Source organism: Streptomyces sp. 2131.1 (genome assembly GCF_900105515.1).
In the GTDB taxonomy this organism is placed as follows: Bacteria; Actinomycetota; Actinomycetes; order Streptomycetales; family Streptomycetaceae; genus Streptomyces; species Streptomyces drozdowiczii.
In genome coordinates this window covers 4,593,036-4,608,922 of record NZ_FNSY01000001.1, presented here as the reverse complement: position 1 = coordinate 4,608,922, position 15,887 = coordinate 4,593,036, and the positions used below count along the sequence as shown (strand labels likewise).

14 protein-coding genes and 2 tRNA genes are annotated in these 15,887 nt (G+C 72.1%); 11 read left to right on the top strand and 5 right to left on the bottom strand.

The features are described from left to right. The first annotated feature begins 1 nt into the window (after position 1). From BLW14_RS20755 to BLW14_RS20745, 3 genes are all read left to right on the top strand, one after another. Entirely contained in the window at positions 2 to 343 is a 342-nt protein-coding gene (locus BLW14_RS20755; protein ID WP_093710799.1) for a hypothetical protein, read from the top strand. Between the two features lie 119 nt (positions 344 to 462). After that, a complete protein-coding gene (locus BLW14_RS20750; protein ID WP_093708718.1) occupies positions 463 to 1,158 on the top strand; it encodes a bifunctional DNA primase/polymerase in 696 nt (231 codons plus the stop codon). Next, positions 1,149 to 1,222 (top strand) — tRNA-Lys (locus tag BLW14_RS20745). Before BLW14_RS20750 ends, BLW14_RS20745 begins: the two co-directional genes overlap by 10 nt. A 60-nt stretch (positions 1,223 to 1,282) precedes the next feature. On the opposite strand, the gene BLW14_RS20740 is transcribed toward BLW14_RS20745, so the two are convergent. Then, a complete protein-coding gene (locus BLW14_RS20740) occupies positions 1,283 to 2,524 on the bottom strand; it encodes a M6 family metalloprotease domain-containing protein (protein ID WP_256332850.1) in 1,242 nt (413 codons plus the stop codon). Positions 2,525 to 3,011: 487 nt separating this feature from the next. Between BLW14_RS20740 and BLW14_RS20735 the strand changes: the two genes are divergently transcribed. Further along, on the top strand, positions 3,012 to 4,805 hold the full coding sequence (locus BLW14_RS20735) for a putative bifunctional diguanylate cyclase/phosphodiesterase (protein ID WP_177154041.1): 1,794 nt from the start codon (positions 3,012 to 3,014) through the stop codon (positions 4,803 to 4,805). 3 nt (positions 4,806 to 4,808) lie between these two features. Here the strand turns inward: BLW14_RS20735 and BLW14_RS20730 are convergent, their stop codons facing one another. Then, positions 4,809 to 5,921 carry an LLM class flavin-dependent oxidoreductase gene (locus BLW14_RS20730; RefSeq protein ID WP_093708715.1) on the bottom strand — a complete coding sequence of 371 codons (1,113 nt, stop codon included), beginning with the start codon at positions 5,919 to 5,921 and terminating at the stop codon, positions 4,809 to 4,811. 91 nt (positions 5,922 to 6,012) lie between these two features. Beyond that, positions 6,013 to 6,792, bottom strand: a complete 780-nt coding sequence (locus BLW14_RS20725; protein WP_093708714.1) for a maleate cis-trans isomerase family protein — start codon at positions 6,790 to 6,792, stop codon at positions 6,013 to 6,015. A 365-nt stretch (positions 6,793 to 7,157) separates the two neighbouring features. Here BLW14_RS20725 and ehuB point away from each other — a divergent pair, with 365 nt between their 5' ends. The 7 genes from ehuB to BLW14_RS20690 all read left to right on the top strand — a co-directional run bounded on the left by ehuB (position 7,158) and on the right by BLW14_RS20690 (position 13,070). Continuing rightward, positions 7,158 to 8,060 carry an ectoine/hydroxyectoine ABC transporter substrate-binding protein EhuB gene (ehuB, locus tag BLW14_RS20720; protein ID WP_093708713.1) on the top strand — a complete coding sequence of 301 codons (903 nt, stop codon included), beginning with the start codon at positions 7,158 to 7,160 and terminating at the stop codon, positions 8,058 to 8,060. Positions 8,061 to 8,079: 19 nt separating this feature from the next. Beyond that, on the top strand, positions 8,080 to 8,814 hold the full coding sequence (gene ehuC / locus BLW14_RS20715; RefSeq protein WP_093708712.1) for an ectoine/hydroxyectoine ABC transporter permease subunit EhuC: 735 nt from the start codon (positions 8,080 to 8,082) through the stop codon (positions 8,812 to 8,814). After that, positions 8,811 to 9,455 carry an ectoine/hydroxyectoine ABC transporter permease subunit EhuD gene (gene ehuD / locus BLW14_RS20710; RefSeq protein WP_073965055.1) on the top strand — a complete coding sequence of 215 codons (645 nt, stop codon included), beginning with the start codon at positions 8,811 to 8,813 and terminating at the stop codon, positions 9,453 to 9,455. The genes ehuC and ehuD overlap by 4 nt, the downstream gene beginning before the upstream one ends. Continuing rightward, the gene (gene ehuA, locus BLW14_RS20705; protein ID WP_093708711.1) at positions 9,445 to 10,296 is read left to right on the top strand and encodes an ectoine/hydroxyectoine ABC transporter ATP-binding protein EhuA; all 852 of its coding nucleotides are present in this window, start codon (positions 9,445 to 9,447) and stop codon (positions 10,294 to 10,296) included. The genes ehuD and ehuA overlap by 11 nt, the downstream gene beginning before the upstream one ends. A 183-nt stretch (positions 10,297 to 10,479) precedes the next feature. Then, positions 10,480 to 11,238, top strand: a complete 759-nt coding sequence (locus BLW14_RS20700) for an IclR family transcriptional regulator (RefSeq protein WP_093708710.1) — start codon at positions 10,480 to 10,482, stop codon at positions 11,236 to 11,238. Between the two features lie 73 nt (positions 11,239 to 11,311). Continuing rightward, positions 11,312 to 11,385, top strand: a tRNA-Lys gene (locus BLW14_RS20695). 131 nt (positions 11,386 to 11,516) lie between these two features. After that, positions 11,517 to 13,070 carry an MFS transporter gene (locus tag BLW14_RS20690; RefSeq protein WP_093708709.1) on the top strand — a complete coding sequence of 518 codons (1,554 nt, stop codon included), beginning with the start codon at positions 11,517 to 11,519 and terminating at the stop codon, positions 13,068 to 13,070. Positions 13,071 to 13,183: 113 nt separating this feature from the next. On the opposite strand, the gene BLW14_RS20685 is transcribed toward BLW14_RS20690, so the two are convergent. Beyond that, a complete protein-coding gene (locus tag BLW14_RS20685) occupies positions 13,184 to 13,774 on the bottom strand; it encodes a lytic polysaccharide monooxygenase auxiliary activity family 9 protein (protein ID WP_093708708.1) in 591 nt (196 codons plus the stop codon). A 166-nt stretch (positions 13,775 to 13,940) separates the two neighbouring features. Beyond that, complete coding sequence (locus BLW14_RS20680) at positions 13,941 to 15,866, bottom strand: SPFH domain-containing protein (RefSeq protein ID WP_093708707.1); 1,926 nt, start codon at positions 15,864 to 15,866, stop codon at positions 13,941 to 13,943. Positions 15,867 to 15,887 lie beyond the last annotated feature (21 nt).

Genomic DNA, 15,887 nt, shown 5'->3' with positions numbered 1-15,887 from the left:
CATGGCACAACCCGAGCGGAGCGAGCAGCAGCGGCTGCGTCCCGCACCCCTGCTCTTCGAGCCGGCCGCGGCGGTCGCGGACCCGGAGCACTTCTTCGACCTGGAGTCGATGGACGATCCGAAGGAGCTGCTGGGCCGGGCGACGGAACTGGCCCTGGCGTTCCGCGCCGCGACCGACCGTGCGGTGGAGTTCCAGGCGATAGCCGCGGCGCAGCTGGCGGATCCGCGCCGGTTCGACCGGCTCACGACCGCAGACATCGCTCGGCGTGCGGAATGGACCGAGGACTACGCGAAGAAGATGGTCGAGTTCGGCCGCACTCTGCTGAACGCGCCGCCGTCGTAGGCGGCCGGGTAGCACCACCGGCATATGCCCGGGCGAACCATACTCCTTGTGCGGTTATCGCGTCCCGTTTTTCGGCAACTCTCGGAATCCGGTTGATCACGAACGGTAGACCTGTGCACATGACCGCATGGCTGCCCGACGAAACGACCCTGCACCACGGCGACGGACCCTGCCTCCCCGCCGGCCACGAGGCGGAGCTCTTCGCCGCCCTGCGCGAGCCCGCGCGCAACCAGACGGCTCAGGTGACCGCGGCCGGTGCCGCGTGGCTGGCCGGGGCGACGGCGTACCCGCGCAGCGCCCTGTCCCAGTGGGAGTCGCGCCCGACGGCCCCCGGGGTCCTGCCGTGCGGCACGGCGTTCGACGTGGTGAACGTGCCCACGCTGTTCGGGCGGCGGATGCTGGAGCACCTGTGGGCGGACGGCCCCGGCTCAGGACCGGTCGCCTCGCACCGCGGCCGGATGCTGCTCTTCGCCACCCCGGGCACGGCCCAGCGGCTGCCCTCGCTGCTGGACTGGGAGGAGTGGGGCGGCGGCCCGCAGAGCCAGGAGGGCGGCGGTACGAAGGTGCCCCCGCTGCTCTGCCACGGCACCGGGGACGCGGTGACGGTTCCACCCCTGACCTGCGGTGAGAGCTACACGGGGCCCCGCTGGCTGGTGGCGCCGGACACGCGTACCCCCTGGCTTCCGGGGCCGGACGTGCTGCTGTGGGCGTGCGTGCGGGTGGCCCGGTCGGTGCCCGCTCCGACTCCCCGGATTTCGATTTTTCCTCTCGCCGATCAGGGTGCTAAGGTCTACGACGTCAGCAGGCGCCGCTAGCTCAGTTGGTTAGAGCAGCTGACTCTTAATCAGCGGGTCCGGGGTTCGAGTCCCTGGCGGCGCACAGACGGAAGAAGCCCCTCGCGAGAGCGAGGGGCTTCTTCGTTGTCCGGTACGGGCCGGGTCAGGCTCCCGTGGTGATGCGGACCGTGTACGAGCCCGACGGCGTCCGGTCCGCGACCTCGATCGTGGCGTGCGCGCCGGGCACGGAGTACGTCTCGCCGACGCGCAGCGGGGCGTCCGCGAGCGGCGGGTAGACCGACCGCTCCCAGCAGGCGTCGCTGTCCGGGTGCGTGTCGAGCACCTCGACCGGGCCACCGCCGGACGGGGTCTCGTTGCGCACCCGGTAGAGCAGGACGCCCTCGGCGCAGGTCGAGCGGTCGTTGCCGGTGGAGCTCCGGGCCTCCACGGCCACCGCGCTGCCCTCGCCGGTCCTGATCACGGCGAGCCGGGTGCCGAGGGAGGCGCCTGGCACGGGGACGTCGGCCATCGGTTCGAGGGTGACGACCCGGTCGCTCTGGACGCAGACCACCTGCCGGTCGTCCAGCCAGCCCAGCTTCCACTTGTGCCAGCCGAAGAGGTCCGGCGCCAGCCCGAACTGGCTGCCCATGACGTCCCAGTCGCCGACGTAGGTGTCCCAGTCGCCCTTGCCGTCGGAGGGCCGGTGGTAGAGGTCGGGGAGGTCGAAGACGTGCCCGGTCTCGTGGGCCAGCACGTTGTGGTCCGGCGGGTGCTGCTCGAAGACGGTGACGACGCGCCTGATGTCCGTACCGTCGGCGTGCAGCGGCCGGTCGAAGTTGACGACCTTGGTGGCGTCGGAGTCGACGCCGGGGGCGTCCGGGTCCGCGACGAGGTAGACGATGTCGTACTTCGAGAAGTCGATCTTCGCGTCGGCCACCCGGATCGCGTCGCGCAGGTAGGCGCCGCGCCGGTCGCTGGCCCAGTCGCGCTGTATGCCGTACCAGGTCGAGGGCCTCGGCATCCGGATCCACTGCCGCTGGGGGTGCGGGCGCAGGGTGAACTTCCCGTACGAGGCGCGCCGGAAGAACTGCGTGGTGGCCGGGAAGTAGTCCGAGGTGAGTTCGGCGGGGGTGGTGGCGGGCCGGGCGTCCGGGAACGAGAGGAAGACCATCACGGCGTCCAGGGCGCGGTCCGGCCGCGGGTAGGCGCCGTTCCAGCGGTCGATGCCGAGCGAGTGGTGGGCGGGGGTGCGGGGCAGGGCGCAGGGGGTCGCGTCTCCGGTGGCGGCGGCCGCGGGTCCGGCGACGAGGGAGGTGGCGACGAGCGCCACCAGCGAGATCAGCCCGGCCGCCAGGCCGCGCGGGCTCGGCCTCTCCACCCCTGAGGGCCCGGGCTGACGCGGCACATCTACCTCCGGTACGGGGAGCGGATACCTCCGGCGTGGGCGCGGACGACTCCGGCACGGGGCACGGACCCTGGAACCCTCGCGTCTACTTTGTGGGGTTATGACTGTTTCGTCACGTGGGACTCCCCCAGTCGTGTCGACCGCCCCACTCACCACCTCCTTCACGGACAGTCACAATCGATCACTCGCGCAACGCGAGAGAACAGAGGTGCGCAGAAACAATCAGTTGGGGACATACCGGATCCGGGCCCACATCGGCCGTGCGGGTCGCACGCGGGGTGCCCGAGGGGCGGGGCGCTGGAACGGCCGGGGCGCCGCCCTCTATGCTTCACCTCGCTTTCCTGCGCGGTTCCCGCCTCTCACGACGGCGCTCCACGCGGCGGGCCAGTCCGACCGGAGATGTCCGGGACAGAACTGCAGGGCGGAGCGAACGGTGAACGCAACCCCCGAAGGGCCGCGGCCCACGGCACCCGCTGCGCAGCCACCGATGGTGACGGAGAGTCACAAGAAGTGGACGCCCGACGTGTCCGCCTCCGCGGCGCACGACTACCGGGCCGCGTTCCGGGCCGCCGCCCTGCCGATGGCCGTCGTCGACCCCGAGGGCCTGATCGTCGCCGCCAACGAGGCCCTCGGCGCGCTGACCGGCACCGGCGCCGCGGCGCTCACCGCGCAGTCGGCCGGCGACCTGGTCGACCTGGCGGCGGACGCCCGCACCTGGCACGCCTACCGCGAGGTGCTGCACGGCCGGCGCTCCCGTTTCCGCTGCACCCGCCCCCTCAAGCACCCCGACGGGCGCGCGCTGTGGGCCGAGATCACCGTCGTGCCCATGCCGGGCGGTCGGGAGGCGGAGGACGGCGGCGCACCGGGCCAGGTACTGCTGTCCGTCGCGGACGTCAGCGACCGGCGCGAACTGCAGAACCGGCTGCGCCACCTCCAGATGCACGACCCGGTGACCCGGCTGCCGAACCGGACGCTGTTCTTCGAGCGGCTGTCGGCGGCGCTCAGGCCCCCGCCCCACACCGAGGGCCGGGGCTCCCGCGTCGGGCTCTGCTACCTGGACCTGGACGGCTTCAAGGCGGTCAACGACACCCTGGGCCACCGGATCGGCGACCGGCTCCTCGCGGCCGTCGCCGCCCGGCTGACGGACTGCGCCGAGCAGGAGGGCGCCTACCCGGCCGGCGCCCCGCTGGTGGCCCGGCTCGGCGGCGACGAGTTCGCGGTCCTGGTCGAGGAGTCCACCGGCACCGAGCAGCTGACCGACCTGGCCCGCGCGGTGCTGGGGGCGCTCCAGCAGCCCTTCGACCTGGCCGGGCAGCGGCTCTCCGTCTCGGCGTCGATCGGGGTGGTGGAGCGGCCCGTCGCGGGGACGTCCGCCACCGGTCTGATGCAGGCCGCCGACACCACGCTGTACTGGGCGAAGGCCGACGGCAAGGCCCGCTGGACCCTGTTCGACCCGGAGCGCAACGCCCACCGGATGACCCGCCAGGCGCTGTCGTCGACGCTCCGCCCGGCCGTGGAGCGCGGCGAGTTCACCATCGAGTACCAGCCGCTCGTCGGCATGGCGGACGGCGTGGTGCGCGGGGTCGAGGCGCTGGTGCGCTGGAACCACCCGCAGTTCGGCGTGCTCTCACCGAATCGGTTCGTCGCGATCGCCGAGGAGGACGGCTCGATCGTGCAGCTCGGCCGGTGGGTGCTGCGCTCCGCCTGCCGGCAGGCCAGGCGGTGGCAGCTCGACCACCCGGCGAAGCCGCCGCTGTTCATCAGCGTCAACGTCGCGGTGCGCCAGGTCTGGGACTCCGACCTGGTCACCGATGTCGCGGAGATCCTGGCGGAGACCGGGCTCGATCCGGCGCTGCTCCAGCTGGAGCTGACCGAGTCCGCGGTGATGGGCTCGGCGGGCCGGCCGCTGCGGGCCCTCCAGGCACTCAGCGACATGGGCGTGCGCATCGCCATCGACGACTTCGGCACCGGCTACTCGAACCTCGCCTACCTGAGCCGCCTGCCGGTATCCGTCCTCAAGCTGGACGGCGCCTTCGTGCGCGGTTTCCGGTACGAGGACGGCACGCATCCCAGCCCCGCCGACGAGACGATCGTCGAGGCCATGGTGGAGCTGGCGCACCGGCTGGGCCTGACGGTCACCGCGGAGTGCGTGGAGACGGCCGGCCAGGCGGAGCGGCTGCGCCGGATCGGCTGCGACACCGGGCAGGGCTGGCTCTACTCGCGGGCGGTCGCCCCGGAGCGCATCGCCGAACTGATCGGGACGCGCGCCCCGGGGGCGTGACCCCTACGACTGCGGCATGCCGTACGCGTCGGCGATCAGGCCGTAGCTGTGCAGCCGGGCCTCGCCGCTGTGGGCGTTGGCGGTGATCATCAGCTCGTCGGCGCCGGTGCGCTTGGCCAGGTCGTCGAGGCCGGAGCGCACCTCGTCGGCGGTGCCGTGGACGATGTTGACCAGCCAGTTGTCGACGAACTCGCGCTCCATCGGGGAGAAGGCGTACGCCTCCGCCTCCTCGGGCGTCGGGACGAGGCCGGGCCGCCCGGAGCGCAGCCGGAGCATCGACAGGGCGCCGGTCAGCACCTGGCGCCGGGCCTCGCGCTCGTCGTCGGCGGCCAGCGCGGCGACGCCGATCAGGGCGTAGGGGGCGTCCAGGACCGTGGACGGCTTGAAGGAGTCGCGGTACAGCTCCAGCGCCGGGACGGTGTTCTGGGCCGAGAAGTGGTGCGCGAAGGCGAACGGCAGCCCGAGCACCCCGGCGAGCCGGGCGCTGAAGCCGGAGGAGCCGAGGAGCCAGATGGGCGGGCGTGCCGGGGACTGGACACCGCCCTCGGAAGTGGCCTGGACGGGTCCGGGAACCGCGTGGATGCGGGCGTAGGGGTGGCCGTCGGGGAAGTCGTCGTCCAGGAACCGGGTCAGCTCCATGAGCTGCTGCGGGAAATCATCCGCGCCCTCGTTCAGCCGGTCCGTGCGGCGCAGGGCGGCGGCCGTGGCGCCGTCCGTGCCGGGGGCGCGGCCCAGGCCCAGGTCGACGCGGCCCGGTGCCATCGCTTCCAGCGTGCCGAACTGCTCCGCGATCACGAGCGGGGCGTGGTTGGGCAGCATGACGCCGCCCGAGCCGAGCCGGATGCGCTCGGTGCGGGCGGCGGTGTGCGCCAGGATCACGGCCGGGGACGAGGAGGCGACGCCGGGCATCGAGTGGTGCTCGGCGACCCAGTAGCGGTGGAAGCCGCGGCGCTCGGCGAGCTGGGCGATCTCCACGCCGGTGCGCAGGGCCTGGCTCGCCGTGCGGCCCTGGCCCACGGTCACCAGGTCCAGCACGGACAGCGGCACGGGGGCGGTGCCCCGGGCCGTGCCGCGGATCTCGTCGCCCTGGATCTGCTCGCCTCGGATCTCGTCCACGTTCTGGCCTCTCCGGTGGTGCGTTTCAGTACCTCGTACGTCCGGAGGCCAGAACAGGAGGGGGACTCCGTTTATTCCCGGGCCTGCCGTCTCAGCTCTTCTCGCCGTGCGCGTAAGCCCGTCCGCTCCCCCAGGTCACCGGGGCCGGCGGCTGCTCGCGGTTGGCGAAGAGCGCGCCGAGCCGGGGCGCCCAGGCCGGGCGGTCGGCCAGGCGCAGGGCCTCGCGGGCCGCCACCTGGTTCGCGGTGAGGACGGGCTTGCCGAGCGCCTCCTCCAGCTCGGGGAGGTGGGCGACGGTGTGCAGGGCCGTGTCGGGGATCAGGACGGCCTCGGCGTCGGGGCGGTCGGCGGCCCGTGCCAGCCCGAGGAGCCGGTCCGCGTCCCAGGAGGCTGCCTCGGCGGCGTCGGTGACGCCCGCCGCGTGGACGCCGGCCACCTCCAGGCCGGTCTCCCGCAGGAACGCGGTGAACCGCTCGGCGACGGCCTCGGGGTAGGTCGCGGCGACCGCGACGCGTTCGGCGCCCAGCTTCCGTACCGCGTGGACGAAGCCGATTGAGGTACTGGACGCGGGCACGCCCGCCGCCCGGGCGAGGGCCGCGACCTGGTCGTGGGCGCCCTGCCACCCGTACAGGAAGCTGCCGCCGTCACAGGCCCAGACGATGGACTGGACCCCGGAGCGCTGCAGCTCCTCGATGCCGGCCGCGAGCCTGCCGGGGGTGCCCAGCGCGCTCAGGGCGTCCTCGCGGTAGGCGGCGTCCGGGCTCTCGGTGTGGTGGACGACGAGTCTGATGGTGCTGTCGAGGAGGATCTCCATGCGCGGGTAGTCGTCCTCGGCGAAGTGGCCCGGGTAGAGGAATCCGACGGTCGTCATGTCCACCCTTTCTCTGCGCCTGCTTCTCTGCGCCTGCGTCTGTTGCCGCGCGCGGTCGCGGCGGCACTGACCGGTTTCCCCGCTCGTGTTCCAGTATTCCGCCATCCGCCCCGGATATCGCTCCGGGACGAGCGGACGGGTGCCCGGCACGCATGAACGGCGCCCGTACGGGCACCCGTCGCGGTACGGAGCCGCGTACGGGGCATCCCCTACGAAACCCCGCCTACCGGCCTGCCGCCGGACACGGGAAGGTCACCCTCCGGCCACCGTTCGATTACATGCGCCCTCTTCCTGAATAGAAGCCCCGGATCGGGCAGGCGCCAAGCCTGTCCGGACTGTTCGACCCCTTCAGGAGATTGCGAACCATGGCTGACTTCCCGAACCTGTCCCGCCGGGGATTTCTCAACCGATCGGCAGCGGTGGGCGGTCTGCTCGTCGTCCCGGGCCTCCTCGCCGCGTGCAGCAAGGCCGGCGAGGGCTCCGCAGACGGCGAAGGCGCGCTGGAGAAGCTCCGCAAGCAGGGTTTCGTACGCGTCGCGTACGCCGACGAGGCGCCGTACGGCTACATGGAGGGCAAGGAACTCAAGGGCGAGGCACCCACGTTGCACCGCGAGATCTTCAAGGCGCTCGGTGTCGACGAGCTGAAGCCCACCCTCTCCGAGTGGGACAGCCTGATCCCCGGTCTCCAGGCCGGCAAGTACGACGTGGTCAGCGCCGGCATGGCGATCACCCCGGAGCGCTGCGCCAACGCCCTCTTCTCCGAGCCGGAGTTCATCTCGCCGACCGCCATGATGGTGAAGAAGGGCAACCCGAAGAAGGTCACCGACCTCGCCTCCGCGAAGGCCGCCGGGATCACCATCGGCGTGATGGCGGGCGCGGTGGAGGGTTCGTACGCCAAGGGCGCCGGCATCCCCGAGGGCAGGATCAAGACGCTTCAGAAGCCGCAGGACGGGGCGGACGCGGTCAAGGGCGGCCGGGTGGACGCGTTCCTGCTGACCGGGATCTCGCTGCGCTGGCTCGCCAAGACCAACGAGGGCACCGAGGTCACCGAGGCGTTCCTGCCCGAGCTGGACGGCGAGAAGCAGTACAGCCCCGGCGGGGCGGTCTTCCGCAAGGGCAACGAGGAGCTGCGCGACGCCTTCAACCGTGAGCTGAAGAAGATCGTCGCCGACAAGTCCCGCTATGTGGAGCTGCTGCGCGACTACGGCTTCGGCGCGACCGAACTGCCGCCGGCCACGCTGAAGACGGCCGATCTGTGCAAGGGCTGACGGGGACGGTACCCACCGCATGAATGATTTCTTCTCGGCCTTCGCCGACGATCTGCCGCAGCTGCGGTCCGGGCTGTGGGTGACCCTGGAAGCCACGGTGTTCGGCGCCCTGGCGGCGCTGCTCCTGTCGTTCGTCCTGGGCCTGATGTCGCTCAGCCGGCTCATGCTGTCGCGCGGGGTCTCCCGCGTGGTGGTGGAGTTCTTCCGCGGCACCTCGCTGTACGTCCAGCTGTTCTGGCTGTACTACGCGATGCCGCAGCTGACCGGGTACGAACTGACGCCGGTCCTCTGCGGGGTGCTGGCGTTCGGCCTCAACTACGGTGCGTACGGCGCCGAAGTGGTGCGCGGCGCGGTCAACTCCGTACCGCGCGGGCAGTACGAGGCGGCGCTCGCGCTGAACATGTCGCCGCTGCACCGGATGCGCAAGGTGATCCTGCCGCAGGCGTGGGTGCAGATGATCCCGTCGTTCACCAACCTGCTGATCCAGCTGCTGAAGGCGACCCCGCTGCTGTGGCTGATCTCGGCGGCGGACCTGATGACCGCCATCGAGAAGCTGCGCAGCCGTACGGGCGAGACCCTCACCGCGTACGCGACGCTGCTGGTCTGCTACTTCGTCCTGGCCTACGCCCTGACCCTGCTCATGAACCTGCTGGAGCGGTCCGCCAAGCGGCGGCTCGGCCTGGCGGCGGGCGGGAAGAGCCTGCTGAAGAGCCGTAGCGCCGTGTCCGCCGCCCAGGCCGGAGGTGCCCGGTGACCAAGGACTTCGACTGGGGCGCCGTCGGCGACGCGTTCCCCCTGCTCCTCGACGGGTTCTGGACGACCCTGCTGGCCACGGTGTTCGGCACCCTGGTCGCCGCGGTGCTCGGGCTGGCCATCGCGGTGGCCGGGCGGGCCCCGTCGCGGCTGGTGACCGTGCCGGTGAAGGCGGTGATGGAGTTCATCCGCTCCACCCCGCTGATCGTGCAACTCGTGGGCGCGGCGGCACTGTTCACCTCGGTGGAGCCGCTGACCGTCGGCATCGTGGTGCTGGGCGTCCACTACGCCACGTACACCTCCGAGGTGTACCGCGCCGGCATCGACGCCGTGCCGAAGGGGCAGTGGGAGGCGTGCCGGGCGCTGTCGCTGACGCCCCGGCGGACCTGGCAGGCGGTGATCCTGCCGCAGGCCGTTCGCAACGTGGTGCCCGCGCTGGGCAACTACGCGATCTCGATGTTCAAGGAGACGCCCTTCCTCGCCGTGATCACCGTGCACGAGATGGTCTTCCAGGCACGCGACTACGGCACCAAGCACTTCGTCTACACCGAGGTGTTCACGCTCGCCGGCCTGATCTTCCTGGTCGCGAGCTACCCCACGTCCCTCCTGATGAGGAAGCTGGAGAAGCGCCTTGGCCACTGAGCCCCTCCCCCTGCAGAAGAACGCGGCCACGGCCGCCGAGGACGTCGTGCCCGTCGCCGTGTCCAAGGACGAAGGGCACCCGCTCGTCCGCTTCGACAAGGTCGTCAAGCGCTACGGCGACCACACGGTCCTCGACGAGCTGGACTTCACGGTCGAGCGCGGCGAGCACGTCACCCTGATCGGGCCCAGCGGCTCGGGCAAGACGACGATCCTGCGCCTCCTGATGACGCTGGAGCGGGTCAGCGACGGCGTGATCTGGATCAACGGCGAGCCGCTGACACACATCCGGGGGCAGGACGGCTCGCTGAAGCCGGCGTCCGAGAAGCACCTGCGGGCGGCCCGCCGGAAGATCGGCATGGTCTTCCAGCAGTTCAACCTCTTCCCCAACATGAAGGTGCTCCAGAACATCACCGAGGCGCCCGTCAACGTCCTCGGCATGGACCGGGACAAGGCGGAGGCGCGGGCCCGTGAGCTGCTGGAGCTGGTCGGCCTGTCCGGCAAGGTCGACGCGCACCCCTCGCAGCTCTCCGGCGGCCAGCAGCAGCGGGTCGCGATCGCCCGCGCGCTGGCGATGGAGCCGGAGATCCTGCTCCTGGACGAGGTGACGTCCGCGCTGGACCCGGAGCTGGTGGCGGGGGTGCTGGAGCTGCTGAGCGACATCGCCAGGAACACCGACATCACGATGCTCTGTGTGACGCACGAGATGAATTTCGCCCGTGACGTCTCGGAGAAGGTGCTGATGTTCGACGCGGGGCGGGTCGTGGAGTCCGGTTCGCCGGAAAAAATCTTCACCGATCCCTCGCACGAACGCACGCGCGAATTCCTCAACGCAGTGCTGTGACCTCGGCATCCGTCGGCCGCGCATGACACCGGCATATGCCGTACGGGTGCGCCCCTGCTAGCAGCGCCGGGGCGCACCCGCGAGTCCGCCGCACCGCCCCCTGAACAGGCTCCCGGCGGCTATCGTGGGGGCGAAGCCTCCGGCCACAAGCCGGCCTCCGGTTCCAACTGGCAGGGGGAAGCCGTGGCGTTGAAGCCCGAACCGACCGCACCGTTCCACTCGGTGCAGTACGCCCTGCGCGTTCTCGAAACGGTCTCCAAGCACGGCAGCGGGGTCACGGACACCCAGATCTCCCGGGAGACGGGCCTGCCCGTCGGCCACCTCTCCTCGCTGCTGCTGACGCTGCGCCGCGAGGGGTACGTCGAGCAGATCACCGACGGGGCGTACGTCATAGGCGCCTCGCTGGTGCTGCTCGGCTCGGGCGCGGCCCGCCGGCAGGCCCTGGAGTCCAAGCTCCAGCAGACCCTGGCCCAGCTGCGCGACTCGGTCGGCGCGGCGGTCTACATCAGCCGGTACGTGGACGGCGAGATCCGCGTCACGCAGTACGCCGACAGCCCGCTCACCCCTGCCGTCAACGAGTGGGTGGACTTCCGGTCGGCGGCGCACGCCTCGGCGATCGGCAAGTGCCTGCTGACCCAGCTCGACCAGAACGGCCGGCGCGACCACATCTCGCGGCACAAGACGGCCCGGCTGACCTCGCGGACGATCACCAGCGAGAAGGTCCTCTTCTCCAAGCTGGACAGCCAGCCGGCCACGGTCCCGGTGCTGGACCTCCAGGAGTACGCGGTCGGCACGGTGTGCGCCGCGGTGCCGCTCACGGCCGGGTCGTCGGCGGGCTGCCTGGCCCTGTCGATGCCGGTGGAGGACGCGCACCGGCTGCGGGCCGCGGCGGACACGCTGAACCGGCGCGCGGCGCCGGTGCTGCTGTCACTGGCCCTCTAGGCCGTGTCCGGCCGCCCGGGACGGGTGTGTCATCAGCACCCCTCCGGACCAGGTATTATTTTCACGTCAGCAGGCGCCGCTAGCTCAGTTGGTTAGAGCAGCTGACTCTTAATCAGCGGGTCCGGGGTTCGAGTCCCTGGCGGCGCACAGACAACGCACGAGGCGGTCTCCGTATCCACGGAGACCGCCTCGTGCGTTTTGCGCTGCCCGCAGCCATGTACGAGCGTTTTACACACTCGTACTAGACAGCTGTTTTAAACAGCCGTATATTCCTTGGCATGACGAACCCCACGAGCTCCACCGCCGCCCCCGGCGCACTCGCCGGCCGTCGGGAGTGGACCGCCTTCCTGGTCCTGCTCCTCCCCCTCCTGCTCGTCTCGATGGACGTCTCCGTCCTCTTCTTCGCGATCCCGTCCATCGACCGGGACCTCGCCCCCAGCGCCACCCAGCAGCTGTGGATCTTCGACGTGTACGCCTTCGCCCTGGCCGGCCTCCTCATCACGATGGGCTCCCTGGGCGACCGCATCGGCCGCCGGAAGCTGCTGCTGATCGGGGCCCTCGCCTTCGGCGCCGCCTCCGTCTGCGCGGCGTACGCGAACAGCCCGGAGATGCTCATCGCGGCCCGGGCGGTCCTCGGGATCGGCGGGGCGACGCTGATGCCGTCCACCATCGGGCTCGTGCGCAACATGTTCCGCGACGATCAGCAGCGCGCGAAGGCCATCGGCATCTGGTCGGGCGCCATGGCCGGCGGTGTGGCGCTCGGTTCGGTGCTCAGCGGCGTCATGCTGGAGCACTTCTGGTGGGGCTCGGTCTTCCTGATCAACGTGCCCGCGATGCTTCTGCTGCTGGTCCTGGTGCCCCTGCTGGTGCCGGAGTTCAAGGACCCGAACCCGGGCCGCTTCGACTTCCTCAGCGTCCCGCTGTCCATGGGTACGGTCCTGCCGGTGGTCTACGGCATCAAGGAGAGCGCCGCCCACGGGCTCGACGCCGGGCGGGCCCTGATCATCGCCGCCGGGCTGGCCGTCGGCTGGGTCTTCGTCCGCCGGCAGCGCACCCGCTCCGACGCGATGATCAGCCGGGAGCTGTTCCGGGGCCGCGGCTTCGGCGTCGGGATCGGGCTGAACGCGCTGGCCGCCTTCGCGATGATGGGCTCGGCCTTCTTCACCACCCAGTACCTGCAGTCGGTGCTCGGCATGAGCACGATGGAGGCCGCGCTGTGGAGCCTGGCCCCGTCGCTGGCGGTCGGTGCGGCGGCGCCCGCGGCGACCGCCATCGCCCAGCGGACCCAGCGGGCGTACGTGGTCTGCGGCGGGTTCGTCGTCGGGGCGGCGGGATTCGGCCTCTTCACCCTGGCCGGGACCGACTCGCTGGTCCTGCTGCTGATCGGCTCGGCCGTGATGAGCAGCGGCATCGTCGCCGTGATGGCGCTCGTCTCGGACATGGCGATGGCCGTCAGCCCGGCGGAGAAGGCCGGCTCGGCCGCCTCGCTGCTGGAGACCGGACAGGAGTTCGGCGGTGCGCTGGGGATGGCCCTGCTGGGCGCCGTCGCCACCGCGGTCTACCGGGCCGACATGCCCGCCGCCGCGCCCGAGGTCGCCCGCAAGACCCTGCCGGGCGCGCTGACCACGGGCGACGACTCGCTGATCTCGATCGGCCGGGACGCCTTCGTGCACAGCATGCACTACGCCTCGGTGACCGGGTCCCTGATCCTGCTGACCGGTGCGGTGCTGGCCGCGACCCTGCTGCGCCGGGCGACCCGGCCGGCCGGCGCCACCGCCGCCGGGCAGACCGCCGTCGAGGCGCCGGCCGCCCCGGTCCCGGCGCAGGTCTGACCGCGGCCCGTCCCGCCGGCACAGCGAAGCCCCGGGGAGTCCTGGACTCCCCGGGGCTCGCCGTGCTGCCCGCCGGCAGCACGTCAGTCACGCGGCACGGGCACCGGCGGACGTCAGAACTGGACGTCCGAGCACGCGTAGAACGCGTTGGCGGTGTCCGCGACGTTCCAGACGCTCAGGATGATGTGCTTCCCGGACTTCTGGGTGGGGATGGTGCCCTGCTGGGTCAGCGTCGCCGGAGGCTGCTTGCCGCCGTACGGCACCGTCATGAAGGGCTGCGGCTCGAGGTCCGCCCGGGTGAGCGGCTTGGTGGGGTCCCAGCCGTCCTTGGTGATGTAGTAGCGGAAGTCCGACGTGGCGTGGCGGGCGGTGAACTGCCAGCGGAAGCTGAATCCCTGACCGGCCGTCACCTTGGTGGCGGGCCAGTTGCCGCCGCGCGGGTCGTCCAGCTGCGCGAACTCGCCGTGGCCGGCCGAGCAGATCTTGCCGTCGGCCGGACCCGCCGCCGGGAAGCCCTTGGGGCCCTCGACGCTCTGCGGCTCCCACTGGATATTGCCGCAGCCTGTCACCGTGCCGTTGGCACAGAGCTTCTGACGGCTGATCGGGTTGTCCGTGTAGCCGTGGCTGCTGGCGCTGCTGGTGGCGAACATCGAGACGCCCGCTACGGCGAGACCGACCAGGGCCGCACTTGCCTTCATACGCATGTGGTGTCGCTCCTCGGATCGTGGGGGGAGTGGGGACTCCATGAGCACTGCTGCGCACGCGCGATCTGCGGTCTAGACCAAGGCTTAGATTATTGCCGCGCCTTGACCATGTCCAGACCAATGAGCGTGGGATTCCGGGTGCCCCGAAACCTCCCCCCGCACATCCTCAGGCCCCGTCGCCCCCGGTCCGCCCGGTGTAGAAGGCCACCGTCAAGTCCTTGACCAGGGACTTGCGTTCGTAGTCGTCGAGCTCCACGAGGCCCCGTTCGGTCAGCCGGCTGACGGTGTCGTCCACCGCGTCCACGACCGAGGTCAGGACGCTGTCCCGGTGCTGGGCGTCGATCGCCGCGATCCGGCGCCGCTGCATGGCCGCCGCGACCTCCGGCGCGTACTCGATCCCGGTCGGCTGCGCCGAGTACACCTCGACGCCGACGGGCTCGCAGTCCGCCTTCAGCATCCGCGTCAGCGCGTCGCCGACCGCCTCCGCGTTGCGCAGGGTGTGCGCGTCCTCGTGGAAGGCGTCGGCGGGCAGCTGGGAGAGGACCCGCGCCATCGCGGCCTCCACCTGCTCGCGCAGATACGTCTCGTGGTCCTCGATCCCCAGTGCCGCGCGCACGGTGTCCTTGACCCGCCACACCACCTGGACGACGACCCGCAGCGCCGTGCCGTTCGCGTCCACCGCGGGCAGCGGCTCGCTGCGCCAGTGCCGCAGGCGTACGTCGACGCGGCGGCGCAGCAGCAGCGGGCTGATCCACATCAGCCCGGTCCGCCGCACGCTCCCCCGGTACTGGCCGAACAGCGTGAGCACCCAGGCGTGCCCGACCCGGCCCCGGGTCAGCCCGCCGAGCGCGAACAGCACGAGGGCCGTCAGGAACACGAGCGCCGCCCAGGCGCCGGTGGGCAGTCCGTCGTACGGTCGCGGGCCGAGCCCGAAGCGGTGGAGCACGGCGGCCGGCACCACACCGGTCCACCACAGCACCCCGGCCGCCGCCGCGGTCCCGCCGACTCCGATGAGCAACGCGACCCAGCCGGGCAGCGCGGGGCCCGGCCGCTCGTGCAGCCGGGGGTCGGCGTCGGGCGCGGGCCGCGTCGAGGGCCGCACCTGCGGGCCCCTCGGCACGGGCGGCCGCCGCACCCCGGCGCCGGGCTCGCCGCCGCCCGGCCGTACGACGGTGGCCGGCACGGCGGCGGCACCGGCGCGGTCCTCGCGGAAGAGGAGGTGCACGGGGATGGAGGCGGTGCGCTCGTTGGCGATGACGGCCTGGTGGCGACCGCTGTCGCGGAGCGGGTCGAGGCGGGGGCCCGGGTCGGTCCGTGGTCCGGGGTCGGTCCGGCTCCCCGCGTCGGGGCCGGGCACGAGGGCCGGCCCGACACCGGCGAGAACGGGCTCGCGCTCGGGCGCGGGGGCCGACACGGCGTCGACGGGCTCCGGGGCCACGTCCACGTCCAAGGGCACGGGCACAGCATCCGCGGGCACAGCATCCGCAGGCACGGCGTCCACGGGCACGGCATCCGCGGGCTCCTTCGCGTCGGCCTTCGCGTCGGCCTCCACGTCCGCCTCCGCCTCCGCTGCCGCCGCCGGGGGCACCGACACCGACGCCGAGGTGGCACCGAGCGGCCCTCTGCGGTCGTCCTCGCCCGGCACCAGGTCGAGCACCAGGTCGACGACGGAATCGGGACCGGCGCCCCGACCCGTACCGGAGTCCGAGGACGCCCCGGCCTCCGCCCGCTCGCCCTCGCCCGGGCCCGGCACATCGACCACCACCTCGCCCCCGGCGGGCACCGAGACCGAGACCGGTGTGAAGAGCGGGGGAGCCTCCCGGCCCGCGCCGCCGTCCCGCCCGGGCACGGCGTCCCGCACCGGCAACCCGTCGGCCACCGGAACCGCGTCCCGGTCGGCCGCTCCCGGCACGTGCCGGCCCGGCCGGGCCTCCGCCACCGGGTCGCCCGGCTCCGTCGCGGCCCGCGCGGCCCAGGCATCCATGACGCTACCCGCTCCGCCGGGGCCGACCCATTCCCGTACCGGGACCGTCCCGTACTCCGTCTCCCCGCCGTGCTCCGGGTTCCCGGAGCTGTCCACCGTGGATCGCATTTCCGCCTCCGTCATGTCCGT

What these genes read in the sequence shown, in the direction of transcription:
- BLW14_RS20755 (WP_093710799.1), top strand. Translation starts at nt 2, where the DNA reads ATGGCACAACCCGAGCGGAGCGAGCAGCAGCGGCTGCGTCCCGCACCC.
- BLW14_RS20750 (WP_093708718.1), top strand. Translation starts at nt 463, where the DNA reads ATGACCGCATGGCTGCCCGACGAAACGACCCTGCACCACGGCGACGGA.
- BLW14_RS20735 (WP_177154041.1), top strand. Translation starts at nt 3,012, where the DNA reads ATGGTGACGGAGAGTCACAAGAAGTGGACGCCCGACGTGTCCGCCTCC.
- BLW14_RS20725 (WP_093708714.1), bottom strand. Translation starts at nt 6,792, where the DNA reads ATGACGACCGTCGGATTCCTCTACCCGGGCCACTTCGCCGAGGACGAC.
- ehuB (WP_093708713.1), top strand. Translation starts at nt 7,158, where the DNA reads ATGGCTGACTTCCCGAACCTGTCCCGCCGGGGATTTCTCAACCGATCG.
- ehuC (WP_093708712.1), top strand. Translation starts at nt 8,080, where the DNA reads ATGAATGATTTCTTCTCGGCCTTCGCCGACGATCTGCCGCAGCTGCGG.
- BLW14_RS20690 (WP_093708709.1), top strand. Translation starts at nt 11,517, where the DNA reads ATGACGAACCCCACGAGCTCCACCGCCGCCCCCGGCGCACTCGCCGGC.
- BLW14_RS20685 (WP_093708708.1), bottom strand. Translation starts at nt 13,774, where the DNA reads ATGCGTATGAAGGCAAGTGCGGCCCTGGTCGGTCTCGCCGTAGCGGGC.
- BLW14_RS20680 (WP_093708707.1), bottom strand. Translation starts at nt 15,866, where the DNA reads ATGCGATCCACGGTGGACAGCTCCGGGAACCCGGAGCACGGCGGGGAG.